Below are 16,240 nucleotides of genomic sequence, written 5' to 3'. Positions count from 1 at the left end.
TCGCTGCAATATCAGATAAGCTTTTGTTGAGGGATACAAACTGTTATTTTTGGGTTGGTAAGAGGGCGATCGCTTTACAATAAAATTACGCAAATCTATCCTCGGTATAGGCTTTGATAGGTCGAGGTTTAACGGTTTGCCAGGGATAGCGGGGTTGTAGTTGATTTAAGGGGAAACTGCCTAAGCGTTGTTCAATATGAGCTTTTTCTTCTGCTGTTAAGTCAAACATTGTATAGACGGCTTCATCAATTTTGGCTAAAACCGCAAAAAAGTCTAATTCTACCTGTTGAAAACTGACTAAGCGTTGACGATACTCTTGCATAAGCGACCGATAATCTTGGGGAATTAATAATTTTTGAATAGTTCCCTTTGAAACCTTACTATCATCTTCCAAGTTAAGAGTTAGTAATTTGAACACTAATTCTGCTAAATCTTCATTGACTAACTCAAACCAGAATAAACCAGAGCGAATAAATTGATGATCTAGACTTAATTCGGCAACGGTAACATTATCAGAACCCCAGTTAATAAAAGTTAATCCTAAATGTCGCTCCGATAATTTATAACGTTTTTCTTGAATCCGATTTTCTACTTCTGATAACAACCATTCTTCGGGATTGTTTTTGGCGATCACGGCTAATCGGGCTAGTTCATTATAGTTATTAGTTAATTGTTGTTCAAGGTTAGGATCAAGGTTTTTAACCCAGGGCAAAGCTTCTAAAGTTCGGGGATAAATATGGGCATAATATCCTTGAATAACACCACTTCTTAAACGTACAGCCCAATAAAATCGAACTAATTTGCTATTAAGATAACTAGCAACTGCTTTAATCGAAACTGAATTATCTTCTTTCGGTAAAGCAATAATAAGAGTGTCAAGGGCAGCAATAGATGGAGTATCAACTAATGTAGCGAGAGGTGCGGAACCGATATTAGTTACGGCTAAAAATAAAGACGGTCTTTGCTCTGCCCATAAACTTAACTTTCCGTTGGGACGTTCTCTAATCATATCTAAATCAACCCATCCCGCAGGCTCTCCGTACCAACTAATAGATAAGCCACGTCCAGCAATAACTTGAATTGAATTTTCACTTGTTCGTTCTGGAGTAACATCTGCGCCACCGCGTTGAATTCCATAAGTAAACCAAAAAGGACGATTATTACGGCTTACTTGTTGAGCGACGGCTTCTTTCAACGGAACAATGGTGTTGCTACTGCCATTATTCCCATTAGGATAAAGTTTCTTTAAAATAGAAATATCATTCGGATTTAGCAGGGGTAAAAGATAATCTCCCCAACGTCCTTCATTAGTATTACTAGGATCAATGGCCGTAACTCTTGGACTTACCTTGGTGTCAAAAAAGTCTTTATATTTAATTTTGATCGGTTTTTCTTTAGTTGGCCAAGTGGAAGGAACATAAAGTTCAATTTTATCATTTTCTTTTGCTGAAACTCTTTCAATTACCAGTATTAAAGGAACGCGAGCCACATCCCAAATAGGCTTATCAGTGAATTCTAACCAAACTAATTTCCTTAAAGCCGCACCCCGATTAGGATAAAGCAATTTCCAAACCTTTGCCGCCGCCTCCGAATTTGCATAGCCACCACTAACAACCATGCCCAGAAATCCACCTTCTTCTAAAGATTCCGTTAAAGCACGATAGAGAAAAACTAGCCCTGTATCCGCATTTTGTCCCCAAATCTGTTGCCATAGACCACGCATTTCATCACTATATTTAACCCGTTCAGCGCGAATATAGGGAGGATTACCAACAATATATTTCCATTTTGCACTATCTCGTTCCACCGAACCAGGGGATAGATATTGCTCACCCAACAAAGACACTAAATCCGCATCTTTAAGCACACTATTAAGATTATAAATATGAATAATCGGTGGCGTAGTTTGTTGTTTATACCTTAGCAATGCCCAGGTTAATTGGAAATGACTAATAAAAGCGGCAAAAGGATTTAAGTCAAATCCCCAAACGTTATCTTGCAATTCCTTAAAAATATCATTCGGTTCTAATCCTCTTTTTTTTGCATCATCTAACACTCGATGAACATAACGAACTAAAAATGAGCCACTCCCACAGGCAGGGTCTAAAATCTTATCAGGTTCATGACTAAAAATCGTTTGATCAAGTAACCAATCTACAATGGACGCAGGAGTATAAAATTCCCCCAGTCGTTTACGTTTAGCAGTTGGTAAGAATGACTGATAAATATCTCCTAATATTTCCTCTGATAAACCTGAAAAATTATAGGCATTAAACCTTAAAATGAGACGCTGTAGAGCCTCATCTAACATTCCATTAGCTCGATAAATCCAATCGAATAAATTTTGTTCAAAAGGGTCTTGATAAAGTCGTCCTACATCTTCACTAATTAACTGAACCAACGCACGAGCATCCCCTGTTAAATGATCTACAAAGGCCGCCCAATCCTTTGGGCCCCCATTCGATAACCGTCTTTTTTTACCTAACCCTAAATCCTCTAATAATCGTAGAAACAAAACACGTGCAATTAGAACAGCAACAGAATCAGAAATAAAAGCTTCCCGAATCCGTTCTTGAGCCTGTTTATTGGATTGAGCCGTAACTTCTCTACCATACTGATCTTCAAATTGGGGAAGAATTTCGTTAAACAAAAAACGTTCAAAATTATACTTATTACCTAGTCGCATTAAGGCACGATTTTTAGCTTCTCCCGTATCAACTAGATTACGATTAATTTCCTGTTTTTGTCTTTCATAGTCTTCATATTGTGATAGTAATTTTTGAATGGCTTTCTCTGCCGCTTCATTTAACTCTGCAAAGCTATTTTGTAAATCTCTTTGTAATTGATTAAGGATAAGGGGGTCATCTAGCTTTAAATAAATATAAGGAAACTCGCCTTCTATAAAAGTTGCCCATTGATTGAGGTGATTTGCTTGCTCATGGGATAAAAATTTAAGTTTTAATTTTAAATTTGCCAGGGTAATTCCTGATAAATTCAAAGGTTCTTCAAAATCTTCAAGGGCTTCACCTGTGGGTAAAACAATCCATAAATAATGAGGGGTTAAAAACAAAACATAACGAGTTAACCCTTCGACATATTTTCTTTTTTGCTGCCAAAGGTTATTTCTGCCTTTTAAAGTTGTTAGCTCGGCATCATCTTTTTTTAAATCACCTACTACCCAAGCAATTTTTTCATCAGTCAATAACTTAATATCAGGATAACCACCTGCTGTTGCATCCTCTGTAATGACTTGCTCTTTGGGATAATCCAATAAATCTGCTAGAAAATCTCGAACATCAGGATTATAGGAGCGTTCAGGTCTTTCCCAATTAAGATTAAGCCATTGGCGTAAAGGATCAGATAAATTTCGAGATGACCGATGAGGAGTAGCCATAGTTTTTAAGTTATCTTTTTTATCTAAGAACGGCGATCGCAATTTTAGAGGAAATTTTTCTTAATGCTCTTATTCTTATACACCTTTCTCGCAACTGTGGCATAATCAAAAAGTTATTTTCTCCCTCCAAACTGATGACTGAACCCCTCTCCACTCAATACGAACCCGCGATCGCCGAAGCTAAGTGGCAAACAGCCTGGGAAACCCAGCAAGTTTTTAAAGCGAATCCAGAGCAGGGGGGAGAACCGTTTTGTGTGGTCATTCCACCGCCGAATGTTACGGGCAGTCTGCACATGGGCCACGCCTTTGAAAGTGCTTTAATTGATACTTTGGTTCGTTATCATCGCATGAAAGGGGATAATACCCTCTGGTTGCCTGGTACGGATCATGCCAGTATTGCGGTACAAACTATTTTAGAAAAACAACTCAAGGCCGAAGGTAAAAATAAGGATGATCTAGGGCGAGAAAAATTCTTAGAAAAAGCTTGGCAATGGAAAGCCGAATCAGGGGGAACGATTGTTAATCAACTGCGGCGGTTAGGGGTTTCTGTGGATTGGTCACGGGAACGTTTTACGATGGATGAAGGATTATCCCAAGCGGTTAAAACGGCTTTTATTAAACTCTATGAAGAGGGCTTAATTTATCGCGGTAATTATTTAGTCAATTGGTGTCCAGAATCCCAATCGGCGGTATCAGATTTAGAAGTTGAAAATACTGAAGTTGATGGTCATTTGTGGTATTTTCGTTATCCTTTAAGCGATCGCAGTGACTCATTAGTCGTTGCAACAACCCGTCCCGAAACTATGTTAGGAGACACAGGGGTTGCGGTTAATCCCAATGATGCCCGTTATCAACATTTAATTGGTAAAACGATTAAATTGCCCTTAGTCGGTCGGGAAATTCCCATTTTTGCTGATGAATTAGTTGATCCTGAATTTGGCACAGGTTGCGTGAAAGTAACCCCCGCCCATGATCCCAATGATTTTGAGATGGGGAAACGTCACAATTTGGAATTTATCAATGTGATGAATAAAGACGGAACCATTAATGAGAATGGCGGTAGTTTTGTCGGTCAAGATCGTTTTGTGGCGCGAAAAAATGTTGTCAATGCCCTCAAGGAACAGGGTTTTCTCGTTAAAATTGAAGACTATAAACATACGGTTCCCTACAGCGATCGCGGTAAAGTTCCTGTTGAACCGTTATTATCAACCCAATGGTTTGTCAAGATTGAACCCTTAGCCAGTAAAGCTTTAGCTTGTTTAGATCAGGAAAATTCTCCTCGTTTTGTGCCTGAACGTTGGGGTAAAGTTTATCGAGATTGGTTAGTTAAACTTAAGGATTGGTGTATTTCTCGACAACTGTGGTGGGGTCATCAAATTCCGGCTTGGTATGTCGTCAGCGAAACTAACGGTAAAGTAACGGATCATACTCCTTTTATCGTCGCCCATAGTGAAGAAGAAGCCTGGAATCAAGCAAAAGCCCAATATGGTGATGAGGTAAAACTAGAGCAAGATGCCGATGTCTTAGATACCTGGTTTTCGTCAGGACTTTGGCCTTTTTCAACGATGGGCTGGCCTGAAAATACTAAAGATTTAGAAACCTATTATCCGACAACGACCTTAGTAACGGGTTTTGACATTATTTTCTTCTGGGTGGCGCGAATGACGATGATGGCGGGTCATTTTACGGGAGAAATGCCCTTTAAGGATGTTTATATTCATGGCCTAGTGCGGGATGAAAATGGCAAAAAAATGTCTAAATCCGCCAACAATGGCATTGATCCGTTACTGCTGATTAATAAATATGGAACCGATGCCCTGCGTTATACCTTAATTCGAGAAGTGGCTGGAGCAGGTCAGGATATTAGTCTGCAATATAATCGAGTAACCGATGAGTCGGAATCGGTGGAAGCGTCCCGTAATTTTGCCAATAAACTTTGGAATGCGGCTCGTTTTGTGATGATGAATTTGGAGGGTAAAACTCCTGAACAATTAGGCAAAACTGATCTTAATCAACTGGAATTGTGCGATCGCTGGATCCTATCTCGTCTTAACCAGGTCATTATTCAAACTAGGGAAAATATCGAGAATTATGGTTTAGGAGAAGCCGCCAAAGGACTCTATGAATTTATTTGGGGCGATTTTTGTGATTGGTATATCGAACTCGTAAAAACCCGTCTTTGGAAAGATGGCAGTGACCCCTCGCGTTTAGTCGCTCAACAAACCCTAGCGGCGGTACTAGAAAATATTATCAAACTGCTTCATCCCTTTATGCCCCATATCACCGAGGAATTGTGGCAGACCCTCTCCCAGCAAAACGATAATTTTTTAGCCTTGCAATCCTATCCGACGGTTAACCAGGATTGTATTAATTTATCCTTAGAGCAATCTTTTACCCTAATCTTTGAAACTATCCGTACCGTTCGTAATCTCAGGGCTGAAGCGGATATTAAGCCAGGTATTAAAGTCCCCGTTATTTTTCAGAGTGAAAGCGAGACAGAACGGATAACGCTAGAATCTGGACAAGTTTATCTTCAGGATTTGGCTAAAATTGAGTCATTAACCATTACGGAAAAGCTTGCTCAGGAAAGTCGGCAATGTATTGCTGGAGTGGTAGGCACAATTCAAGTCCTTATTCCCCTTTCGGGCTTAGTTGATCTCGCCAATCTACAAGCAAAATTAGCTAAAAATCTGGGCAAAATCGAAAATGAGGCTAAATCTCTGGAAGGTCGTCTCAATAACCCTGGTTTTGTCAATAAAGCCCCTGAAGCGGTAATTGAAGGAGCCAGGGCAGCTTTAGCAGAGTCCCAAAAACAAGCAGAAATTCTACGAGAACGATTGCAACGACTCCAGTAATTTCCCCGATCAAAAATTACTTTCTTTTACTCTCTTGTTTCAAATTGACTGTAACCTAGTAGATTCACTCGGATCACGATAGAAAAGTCAAAAAACAATGAGAGTAAGGGGTCATTTTTCAAAATAGTCTATAATAGACAGCAATCTCCAGTTGTTTATTATAGATTCATCTTTGGGGAGTAAGGCTTTCAGTAATCTCAATTGCTCCAAACTTTTTAAGACTGTTATGGTTTTTAGTCTATGTTGAATTAATCGTCATTTATGATTCGCCCTTAAAGAGCGTTAATGTATTGGCAAAAAACTAAAAATTCTAACTAATGATTATCCTGCTCTGCTTCCTCTATTGACTCAGTTGGTTATGTTATATCTGGCTCAAATCATTAACCATTCCTGCTTGAGTGAACAGCAGTTATATTTGTTAGCTTGTAAAAAATCGGATCACCTCTGGGAGAGTTGTTCAGAGCTTCTGCCTTTTTCTGCCCAGTTAGATTATTCTGTCGAGCCGAACACCACGATGTTTGTTTTTATAGAAATCGACGAGCATCAAAAAATTCAATCTCTGAATAATGCAGATGAGTGGATCTTCGCTACCCTTCGCAAGTCTTTAACGGAGGCTCCATTGTCCGCAGCAGTGGTAGAAACGGAGAAGCAACGAGTTGAGACTTGGAGACAGGAAATCACCGCTACCAATCTAGAATTAACGCGACAAAGGATTGAGTTAGAAACCCAACGCGAGCAATTGCAATCATTAGAAATTAGTCTAAAACAAGAGCAAGATCAGTTAAAAGAACATTCAATTACCTTCAAGAAAATTATTCTAAAAGCGATCGCCCTCTTATTTTTGCGAGATTTTAAAGGTGGGTCAAATTTTTCTAAATAATCAACTTAGGTCAGCCAAGATTAATTTAATTATTTACTCACTACCAACATAGCTATTTTATTGTCTTTTGCCACGTTGATCTCGCTTCGGATTTTTACCGGAAGATTTAGTCTTTTTTCGGGAAGCTTGTAATCGTTTAAGCCTTGAACCGAGGTGATCACTGAAGATATGACTCATGGCTCCGAGTTCTAAGCCAACGAGTAGGGCCAAACTTTCTGGGAGATAACGCCGACCTAATTGGCCAATTGTTTGAGCAAGCCTTGGCAATTCCAGCAATTTGATTTTTCCGAACAGTACGGCGATCGCGGCCAACAGGGCTAGAAACAAAATTAAGACGATTGCCAGATAGCAAATTCGCAAAAAAGTACCAATAATTGGCCCATGAGAAAATAGAGAACGATGACGCAATAACCTACGGTAGGGGAGCCATAGCCAGCGCAACCATCCCCAACGTTTGTACTGGACAGAATGAATGTCTAAATCAGGGCCAAACATTAGGCCACTAAACAAAAAGGCCCCCGTTGCCAAAACGGTCAAATGTTCTTGATGAGTGATCAGATAGCTGAAGCCTGCCATCGCAGGGGTCAAATACCAGGTAATGCGATCATGAGTTCGACCAGAAGGCATTATTCACCATTAGGTTGGAGCCAATAAAAAGACAGCAAGAAAAAATTTGCTTAAGTAAATTAGTCTATGTTATGATAGCAAAGTGAAATTGAGGGCGATTAGCTCAGTTGGTAGAGCGCCTGCCTTACAAGCAGGATGTCGGCGGTTCGAGCCCGTCATCGCCCATTTTTGAACCTCATTGTTCTAACTCTTGTCGGTATTCCTATTTTGGCCTCTTGACCTATTTTGTCATTAATATTATGCGATCGGTTGCCCAGGCAGAAAAACTTATTCTTGATCACGTTGAACCCCTTACAGAGACAGAAATCTTGCTGCTAGGAGAGGCAATGAATCGGATTTTAGCGACAGAGGTGCTCAGTCCCTGGGATTTTCCCGATTGGGATAACTCGGCTATGGATGGCTATGCAGTTCGATTTGCGGATGTGAGTGGGATAGACCCTGAAAACCCAACCCGATTAACCGTTGTCGAAGAAATTCCAGCCGGTCGGCAACCACAAAACAAGATAGAGCCAGGTCAAGCTGCCCGCATTTTTACCGGAGCCATGATGCCAGAGGGAGCAGATACGGTGGTCATGCAGGAACAAACTAAAACGCAAGCTGCACAGGTCATTATTCTGGTTGCGCCTCAAAAAAAAGGGGCATTTGTTCGGAGTCGAGGAGACTATTGCCAAACAGGGGAACCCGTTTTAACCGTAGGAAGCCCTATCCAGGCCGCAGAAATGGCAATTCTCGCCACAACTCAGGTGACGCAAGTGATGGTTTATCGTCGTCCCCAGGTGGCTATTTTTTCGACGGGGGATGAATTGGTGAGTCCAGGGCAACCCCTAAAAATAGGGCAAATTGTGGATTCTAATCAATCAGCCTTGACCGCTTTTGTACAGGCGCAAGGAGCCGTTCCCCTGGCGTTGGGAATTGTTAGCGATCGCCGAGAAATGTTAAAAGCCAAAATGGTGCAGGCGATTGAAGCAGCAGATCTGGTACTTTCCACTGGTGGGGTTTCCGTTGGAGATTACGACTATATCGAATCGCTTTTAGAGGAATTGGGCGGTGAAATGCTGATTCGTCAGGTCGCAATTAAACCGGGTAAACCTTTAACAGTGGCTAAATTTCCCAATGGTTGCCTCTATTTTGGCATTCCAGGTAATCCCGTTTCTGCCTTGGTTTGTTGTTGGCGATTTGTCCAACCGGCCTTACGAAAATTGTCAGGATTAGCGACCGGCTGGCATCCTAGCTTTATTCAAGGGCGATCGCTGACGACGTTAAAAAGTGATGGTAAACGGGAAACCTACCTCTGGGGAACGGTGACAGTTAATGCCTCTGGTTATTTTGATTTTCAGGTAGCGGCGGGTAGTCACAGTTCGGCTAACTTAATTAATTTGCGTGGGACCAATGCCCTGGCAGTTATTCCTGTTGGTGTTACTGAAATTCACGCCCAGGAAAGGGTCAATCTCTTATTACTTAATCTCTAAGTTTTTTTAGTCAATGGTTAAAGCAATTTTGCCCGTTGTGTGACCCGTTTCTAAGGATTGATGAGCGGCGATCGCTTCTTCGAGGGGAAAGGTCTGGCTAAGGTGAATCTGTAATCTACCCTCGTCAAACCATTGGGCCGATTGTTTGAGAATATCGGCTTGATGATCAAGGGCTGGCGTTAAATTCAATAGTTGTGGGGTGAGCATTAATTCTAAACTGATCCGTAAATTGCGATCGCGGGCCGTTTTTAAGGAACCTAACGCACTATTTGGTTCCAGAATGGTGACTAAATCTCCATAGACTTTAACGGCTGGAATGGTCTTAAAAAAGGTTTGGCCGCCCACCGTATCAAAGGCCAGATCCACCCCTTGACCCTCGGTTTCTGCCAAAATCACCTCCACAAAATCGGTTTGCTGATACAAAATGGGGCGATCGGCTCCCAATTGGCGGACAAGTCGTTCTTTGTCAGGGGTTCCGACGGTGGTAAAAACCGTTGCACCTCGTAATTTTGCCAGTTGAATTGCTAAAGAACCCACGCCCCCTGCACCCGCTTGAATTAAAACTGTTTGTCCTGCTTCTAGTCGTCCTCGGTCGTAAAGGGATTCCCAGGCAGTGATTAGAGCTAAGGGGACTGCGGCGGCTTCGGCAAAAGAAAGGGCTCGAGGTTTCAGGGCGACGGAATTCTGGTCAGCGATCGTGTATTCCGCATAATTTCCCGTTCCGGCTTTACCTAATCCTCCTGCACAAAAATAAACTTCATCCCCTGGCTTAAACGTTGTCACCTCTGCACCCACCGCTTCCACCACTCCAGCCCCATCGCAACCGAGAATCGCTGGCATTTCCTGGGAATAAAAGGTTCCCCGTTGGCGTAATTTAGTATCAATGGGATTCAAACCAGCCGCTTTGAGGCGAATCAGAAGTTGGGTAGGATGCTGAATTTCCGGTTTAGGGATTTCGCGGAGTTCTAAAACCGAAGGACTACCGGCTGCCGTCATTACAATTGCTTTCATAATCTTAGTCAAAAAAGTTATTTCTATTTTAAAAGAGCGATCGCCATTCTCGTATTTTAGTTGATCGCCTTTCTGGCATTTAACAGGTTAGACAGTGTAATTTTGGAATAGAATCAATAACTCTCTCCTCAAACGCGATCGCAAAGCTTACATACATATTTTTGAGCCTAGATATTTTAGTATTTGTAATACTTCATAAAGCTCATTATTGGGGTTTACCAAAGAAAATAACCGTGAATTTGCATAGTCATTTTGTGAAGTCTTCAAAAATAAAAATTCGTTACCATTGGTAATCATGCCAAATGTTGGCTGCACCATTTCCGAATTACTCAGCATATAAGCTAAGGCTTGTGGAATTGCTCTTGTTACGGCAAAATCGCTGCGTTTTGATTCAATAACCAATAACCAAAGTTGATTTTTTATAACTAATACATCAATTCTTCCTCGAATGATTGCGCCTTCGTCTTTCATTTCCAATGCCACACTTGTTTCGGTCTCAATCCGAAATGGCTTGTGATACAAACCAGCAAGATCCAGCAAAGGCTCAAGCACAACCATCTTCACAGTATTTTCTAACATGGGTGGCTCTTCCATTAGTTCCTGAAAGTTAGCCTTCACTCGGTCTAATAAATGTCGTTCTTCTTCACTTAGGAGCGTAAAAGCTTCTAACCATTCCGTAAAAAAAGCGGGAGATTGAGACATCTGAATGCCAAAATTTTGCTTTAATTCTTTCAGCGTTACATCCTTGGCCGCGATCGCCTACAAAATCTGACGTTTTTCTAGGTATTAACTAGTTCTTCTACGAGAACATCAGATGGCTGATCCGACCAAGTAAGATCGGGATAGAACTCAATAATTCGATTATTAGGCATAAATAACTCCCAGTAACTCATATCTCGCAGATCTCTATCAGAAGAGTTGAAACCTATGAATGTCCCATCAGAAGTATGGATACTTATAAACAGTTCCAGAATATACTTCTCATCAAATTCAATGATCAATTCAGAGAAACGAGGCCTATGAGGCTTATGTAGAATTGCAATTGCAAATTTCGTGATTTTTGTGCCTTCAATAATCTTTAATTTAGATGATAGTTTTTCCTTTTCTAAATTATTGAAATGAATAAATCCATCTCCGACTAATTTCCAGTTGGAACCTCTAGACCCAAATTGCCATTCACCTTTATACTCATCTCTTAAAAGGGGAGAATTATAGGGAATTTTCTTTCCAATTTCTAAGCAAAGTTCACCACCATAACCCAGTCTTGCTTGCCAGCAAACTTGACCAATGATAGGTCGTATTTTTTGTTCTAGAAGTTTTAAGTCGCTATCGGTTTTAATTTTCATAAATAAGGTAAATTAGGTCAAGCCTCACAAAATAATATTTGATGAAATTGAAATTTAGTTTATTTTTATGTGTGAATTTAATGATTACCCATCTTTAAGAAATTCACGAGCTTTTTCCTGTAGCTCAGTATAAGTGAAATCTCCTCTATCATTTTTAGAACCGACTTTTCCTCGTTTTTTCTCCTGTTCTAAGAATACACCAAATTCTTTTCTTTGTATCTTTGTCATCTTGAAAATTTTGGCTACATCGTTAACTTGTTTGATGTCATCTTTCATCGTACTCTTGATTTGAATTCCGTAGCCATCTTCAGATTATACGCTTCTTGTCGGAAAATGGCCATTTTTAAGGCTGGGCAAATTCACAACAATTTCAATTCTCACCTTACTGATTTTCTCCTGGGTTAAGCAGCGATCGCCCTTCTCGTATTTATAAGATGATCGCACTTTTCACATTTAACAGGTTGGCAGGTATAATTTTAAGAACAGAATCAACCTGAAGCCGATGTTGGAATTAACCCTCAATTTTACGACTGCCGATCAAGTCACCGTTAGCTTTGATGACGAAACCTCAGAAGCGATCGCCTTTAGCTCACCCTGGACGGAACAGCATCAAAAGGATTTGCGCTGGTATGTAGAAACCTATTCCACTGGGTACATGACGGAAGTGGACGATCGCCGTGCGGAACAGATTGCGGCTCAGTTAAAGGAATGGGGTAAGGCGTTATTTAATCAGGTTTTTAGCGCGAGGGATGCTCAACGGCTATTTAATGCTTTTCAGGATAGTCGAGAAAAGGGGCGCGTCGTCACTCTCAATGCAGAACATCCTAAAATTTTGGCTTTACCCTGGGAATTACTGCATGATCCCCAGGGCAATTATTTATTTAACGAAAATCCGCGTATTTCTATTCGTCGCAAATTGAAAAAAGGGGGCAGACGACCCTTTACAGTTAATCCTAAAAATTAGTTACATTTACTGTTTGTCATTAGTCGGCCCGATGATGTTGGTTTTCTTGATCCTCGGACTGAGCCGAAAGCGGTACTCAATGCCTTAGCGGTCAAGGGAATTGAGCAGGTGACGGTGGAATTTTTGCGGCCAGCAACCTTCGATAAATTGATTAAACGTTTAGAAAATACTGACCTTCCCCAGGTAGATATTTTGCATTTTGATGGGCATGGGGTGTTTGATGCGGAGGGAGTTTATTTTGAAGAAGCAAAAATGGTTTTTCCAGAGGCTTACGCAGGCACAAAAGCGGGAGAAAATAGCCTGGTCAATCGTAAAAATATGGGCTATTTAGTCTTTGAAACAGAGGAGGGCAAAAGGGCCTTAATTGATGCAGAAAAGTTGGGAGATATGCTCCATCAACAGGCGGTAAGTTTGGTCTTTTTATCGGCTTGTCAGTCTGGCATGGTCGGGACTTCCGAGGAGTCCGTTGATGAAGAAGCCCTGGGATCGATCGCCGTGCGTTTAGCGAAAACAGGCATTCCCAGCATTATCGCCATGACCTATTCCGTACTGATTGACTCCACCGAAAAGTTATTAGGGGAATTTTACGAAAATCTGGCCAACGGTAAAGCGATCGCCGAATCCTTAGACAATGCCCGCCGTCATCTCATCCGCAATCCCGACCGAGGAGAACGCCCACGCGGCCAAAAACGCATCACCCTCAAACTCCAGGACTGGTTCCTACCCGCCCTCTACCAATCAGGCCAAGATGTACCCCTTCTTATCAATTCTCCTGCCTTTTTAAGGAAGGTTGGGGGAGATGGGGAGGTTGGGGGAGATGGGGAGGTTAAGGGAGACGGGGAGACTGGGAGACTAGGGGAGGATCAAACCTTAAATCCATCTTCTCACTCCTTATCAAGTACAAACACTTATTCTCCCCCCGTTCAAAGCACAGACATCTATTCTCCCCCCTTATCAAGGGGGGCTGGGGGGGATCAAACCTTCTCAAGGGGAACTGAGGGGGATCCCCACAATCTTCCCAAACAACCCGAAGCAGGCTTTTTCGGACGGAGCCGCGAACTCTGGAAAATCGATCGCTGGTTCACCCAAAACACCCGACGCATCACCCTATCTGGCTTTGGTGGTCAGGGCAAAACTTCCTTGGCGATCGAAGCAGGAGCCTGGTTACAAACAACGGGAATGTTCAGCAGGGTTTGTTTTGTGGACTATGCCAACTTTCAAAGCGTAGATGCCCTAGCCGTCGCCGTTGCCACCCTGGCCACCGTTCTCCAGCACAGTTTTCTGGATGCCGAAGCGGTGATCCCCGTCCTGGCCCAAATCCCTACCCTAATCATTTTGGACAATTTGGAAGCCCTGCCCGAAACTGCCCTCCAGTCCCTCTTAACGGCGGCCAAGCTCTGGTCAGAAGTGGGACAAACGCGGCTCCTCTTGACGACTCGTTCCCCTGAGTTGGGTCATCCCGATTATTCCAGTACAAGTTTAAAGCATCGGTTCTTGACTTTGCGCGGATTAGCGGCTCAGGATGCCCTGGACTATGTGCAACGTTTAATGCAATTTCCCCCCGAACCCAACTATGGCATTCCTGCACGGGAAGATTTACTGGATTTATTGGCCTTAGTCGCCTTTCATCCCCTTTCCATTAAGGTTTTGGTTCCCCAGTTAAAAGCCCGTCCTTTAGGGGAATTGGGGCTGGCGTTGCACCAGGCGATTTTGGACACCAGTAATCTAGAGGAGAAGGATCAAAGTTTAGTGGCTTCCTTGAATTTGTCCTTAGAGCGATTGGACGAGCAAGCCAAGGCCCTCTTACCCCGTTTAGGCGTGTTTCAGGGAGGAGCCTTTGAGGATGATTTGTTAGCGATTACGGGTTTAGGCAAAACCGATCAAGAGATTCAAAATGATCAATTACGAAGCTTATTAGAACTATTGCAAAGTCAAGGTCTAGAGGCAGTTACACAGACCTTTGACCTACCGACAGAGACCCTTCAAGCCCTAGCGCAACTGTCAGCCGATCCTCAACAATTAACCGATTTATTGGACTCTTTACCCGCAACCAGAGCTTGGGAAGACGACATTGATCAATCAACCTGGTTAAATTTGCGGACATCCTTAGTCAATGCAGGCTTAATTGAATTAGAAGCCGTACCAGGCGTTAATCCTCCCTTTATCAAATTTCACCCCACCCTAGCCCCCGTCCTCCTCCTCAAATTACGCTCCTCCCTCTCTTCCCCAACCACCGAAGAAACCCAACTCCTCGCCCGACACCGAGAACGCTATTATCAATTGTCGCGCTATTTGTACAATGAAGATCGCAAAAATCCCGACTTTGCGCGGTCTATCGTACGACGGGAACTGCCCAACCTGCTCTTTGCAGTGGATCAAGCCCTTAGTTTGCATGAAGACTGGGCCGTAGATTTTGTGGATAAACTCAACAAATTTCTCGACTTTTTTGGGCTGAATAAGACTCGCCAAGCCCTCACAGAAAGAGCCTCGCAACAGAGCGGTGAAGTTGGTTCTGATGATTGGTATTTAGCTGAAAGTAATGCAGGGGAACGGTTACGGCAAACGGGACAAACCCAACAAGCAGAGGCCGTTTTCCAGAATATTCTGAATGCTTTGGGAGAAACCGTCAGTTATCAACGCTGTGCAACCTTAAATCGCTTAGGGCGATGTTTAGAGCATCAAGGCCGATCGCCAGAAGCCGCTACCTATTACCGTCAAGCGATCGCCGTTGCCCAACAGTTAGAGTCCAATGACAGCGTAAAAAGACAGATCAGCAATTTACAAACCGATTTGGGGGATGTGTTGACGGCTATGGGAGACTATGGGGCCGCCCGCACTGCCTACGAACAATCCTTGGCGATTGATCAGGAATTAGGGGATGAACGAGGAGAGGCTGTCACCCTGGGACAACTGGGTACTTTAGCTCTACAGGAAGGAAACCTAACGGAAGCCGCGCAACGCTACCAGGTCGCCCTCAGCCGTTTTCAGCAACTCGGTGAACCCGAAAGCGAAGCCATCTATTGGCATCTGTTGGGCATAGTTTATCAAGAAGCAGAGCAATGGGCAGAAGCCGACCAGTCCTACCGTGAATCCGCCCGAATCAAGGAATCACAGGGGATGATCGGCGGGCAAAATGGAGCCGCTACCACTTGGAATCAATTAGCATCGCTGAATAAAACGGCTGGAAATCTGGACAGTGCCGAGGCTTGGTATCGCAAGGCAATTCAAGGGTCTGAGGATGCAGGCGATCGCTTTAATCAATCCCTAGCCCTCAGTAACCTGGCTGCTCTTTTGCGACAATTCCGCGATCGTCTCCCCGAAGCCCGCCAAGCCGCCGAGGACTCCCTGGCTATTTCTCAAACTCTAGACCCCAATACCACCAAAATTTGGAACACTTACAAAATTTTGGCAGAAATAACCGCCCAACAGGGAGAAACCGCCACTGCCCAGCACTATCGCCGTTTAGAGCGTCAAAGCTACTTCGCCGCTCCCGTTTGCCGCCACCACCTGCAACACTTTATTCCCCTGATCGAAACCATTGTGGATGCTTTTAAACAACTGGACAGTGAGAAGTTCTCGAGGCGTGTAAGTGGAGAAAAGAAAATCGGACATCCGATACAAAAGAGTGCCGTTATGTCCGAAACTGGCTGATATAAGAAAATCGGCGTTGCTTAATCAGGGTATGAAATAGAAT

Annotated in this window: 11 protein-coding genes and 1 tRNA gene; 6 read left to right on the top strand and 6 right to left on the bottom strand. The window is 42.9% G+C overall.

The features are described 5' to 3' along the window. Positions 1 to 85: 85 nt before the first annotated feature. A complete protein-coding gene (locus KA717_05825) occupies positions 86 to 3,271 on the bottom strand; it encodes an N-6 DNA methylase (GenBank protein UXE62322.1) in 3,186 nt (1,061 codons plus the stop codon). Positions 3,272 to 3,528: 257 nt separating this feature from the next. On the opposite strand from KA717_05825, the gene KA717_05820 reads away from it, so the two are divergent. Next, positions 3,529 to 6,249, top strand: coding sequence for a valine--tRNA ligase (locus tag KA717_05820; protein UXE62321.1), 2,721 nt, complete (start codon positions 3,529 to 3,531; stop codon positions 6,247 to 6,249). Between the two features lie 415 nt (positions 6,250 to 6,664). Beyond that, positions 6,665 to 7,129: a hypothetical protein gene (locus KA717_05815; protein UXE62320.1), complete on the top strand. Its 465-nt coding sequence runs from the start codon at positions 6,665 to 6,667 to the stop codon at positions 7,127 to 7,129. 57 nt (positions 7,130 to 7,186) lie between these two features. Here KA717_05815 and KA717_05810 read toward each other — a convergent pair whose 3' ends face one another. Further along, the gene (locus tag KA717_05810) at positions 7,187 to 7,756 is read right to left on the bottom strand and encodes a metal-binding protein (protein ID UXE62319.1); all 570 of its coding nucleotides are present in this window, start codon (positions 7,754 to 7,756) and stop codon (positions 7,187 to 7,189) included. Positions 7,757 to 7,848: 92 nt separating this feature from the next. On the opposite strand from KA717_05810, the gene KA717_05805 reads away from it, so the two are divergent. Together KA717_05805 and KA717_05800 are read left to right on the top strand one after the other, a co-directional pair. Then, positions 7,849 to 7,921: transfer RNA gene (locus KA717_05805), tRNA-Val, on the top strand. Positions 7,922 to 7,971: 50 nt separating this feature from the next. Then, the gene (locus tag KA717_05800; protein ID UXE62318.1) at positions 7,972 to 9,225 is read left to right on the top strand and encodes a molybdopterin molybdotransferase MoeA; all 1,254 of its coding nucleotides are present in this window, start codon (positions 7,972 to 7,974) and stop codon (positions 9,223 to 9,225) included. A 6-nt stretch (positions 9,226 to 9,231) separates the two neighbouring features. On the opposite strand, the gene KA717_05795 is transcribed toward KA717_05800, so the two are convergent. The 4 genes from KA717_05795 to KA717_05780 all read right to left on the bottom strand — a co-directional run bounded on the left by KA717_05795 (position 9,232) and on the right by KA717_05780 (position 11,858). Then, positions 9,232 to 10,236 carry a zinc-dependent alcohol dehydrogenase family protein gene (locus tag KA717_05795; protein ID UXE64560.1) on the bottom strand — a complete coding sequence of 335 codons (1,005 nt, stop codon included), beginning with the start codon at positions 10,234 to 10,236 and terminating at the stop codon, positions 9,232 to 9,234. 147 nt (positions 10,237 to 10,383) lie between these two features. Continuing rightward, positions 10,384 to 10,938 carry a type I restriction enzyme HsdR N-terminal domain-containing protein gene (locus tag KA717_05790; protein ID UXE62317.1) on the bottom strand — a complete coding sequence of 185 codons (555 nt, stop codon included), beginning with the start codon at positions 10,936 to 10,938 and terminating at the stop codon, positions 10,384 to 10,386. A 77-nt stretch (positions 10,939 to 11,015) separates the two neighbouring features. Then, positions 11,016 to 11,582: a hypothetical protein gene (locus KA717_05785; GenBank protein ID UXE62316.1), complete on the bottom strand. Its 567-nt coding sequence runs from the start codon at positions 11,580 to 11,582 to the stop codon at positions 11,016 to 11,018. Between the two features lie 84 nt (positions 11,583 to 11,666). After that, complete coding sequence (locus KA717_05780) at positions 11,667 to 11,858, bottom strand: hypothetical protein (GenBank protein UXE62315.1); 192 nt, start codon at positions 11,856 to 11,858, stop codon at positions 11,667 to 11,669. Positions 11,859 to 12,084: 226 nt separating this feature from the next. Here KA717_05780 and KA717_05775 point away from each other — a divergent pair, with 226 nt between their 5' ends. Both KA717_05775 and KA717_05770 read left to right on the top strand, forming a co-directional pair. Continuing rightward, positions 12,085 to 12,546 (top strand): hypothetical protein, encoded by a 462-nt coding sequence (locus KA717_05775; GenBank protein ID UXE62314.1) that lies wholly within the window; start codon positions 12,085 to 12,087, stop codon positions 12,544 to 12,546. 108 nt (positions 12,547 to 12,654) lie between these two features. Beyond that, complete coding sequence (locus tag KA717_05770; protein ID UXE62313.1) at positions 12,655 to 16,197, top strand: tetratricopeptide repeat protein; 3,543 nt, start codon at positions 12,655 to 12,657, stop codon at positions 16,195 to 16,197. Positions 16,198 to 16,240: the final 43 nt, after the last annotated feature.

Source organism: Woronichinia naegeliana WA131, from assembly GCA_025370055.1.
GTDB classification, from domain to species: Bacteria; Cyanobacteriota; Cyanobacteriia; order Cyanobacteriales; family Microcystaceae; genus Woronichinia; species Woronichinia naegeliana.
This window is presented reverse-complemented; position numbering and strand designations above follow the sequence as displayed.

Bases quoted from the DNA above. Each gene is read 5' to 3' on its own strand.
- KA717_05820 (UXE62321.1), top strand. From the start codon at position 3,529: ATGACTGAACCCCTCTCCACTCAATACGAACCCGCGATCGCCGAAGCT.
- KA717_05810 (UXE62319.1), bottom strand. From the start codon at position 7,756: ATGCCTTCTGGTCGAACTCATGATCGCATTACCTGGTATTTGACCCCT.
- KA717_05795 (UXE64560.1), bottom strand. From the start codon at position 10,236: ATGAAAGCAATTGTAATGACGGCAGCCGGTAGTCCTTCGGTTTTAGAA.
- KA717_05790 (UXE62317.1), bottom strand. From the start codon at position 10,938: ATGTCTCAATCTCCCGCTTTTTTTACGGAATGGTTAGAAGCTTTTACG.
- KA717_05785 (UXE62316.1), bottom strand. From the start codon at position 11,582: ATGAAAATTAAAACCGATAGCGACTTAAAACTTCTAGAACAAAAAATA.
- KA717_05780 (UXE62315.1), bottom strand. From the start codon at position 11,858: ATGAAAGATGACATCAAACAAGTTAACGATGTAGCCAAAATTTTCAAG.
- KA717_05775 (UXE62314.1), top strand. From the start codon at position 12,085: ATGTTGGAATTAACCCTCAATTTTACGACTGCCGATCAAGTCACCGTT.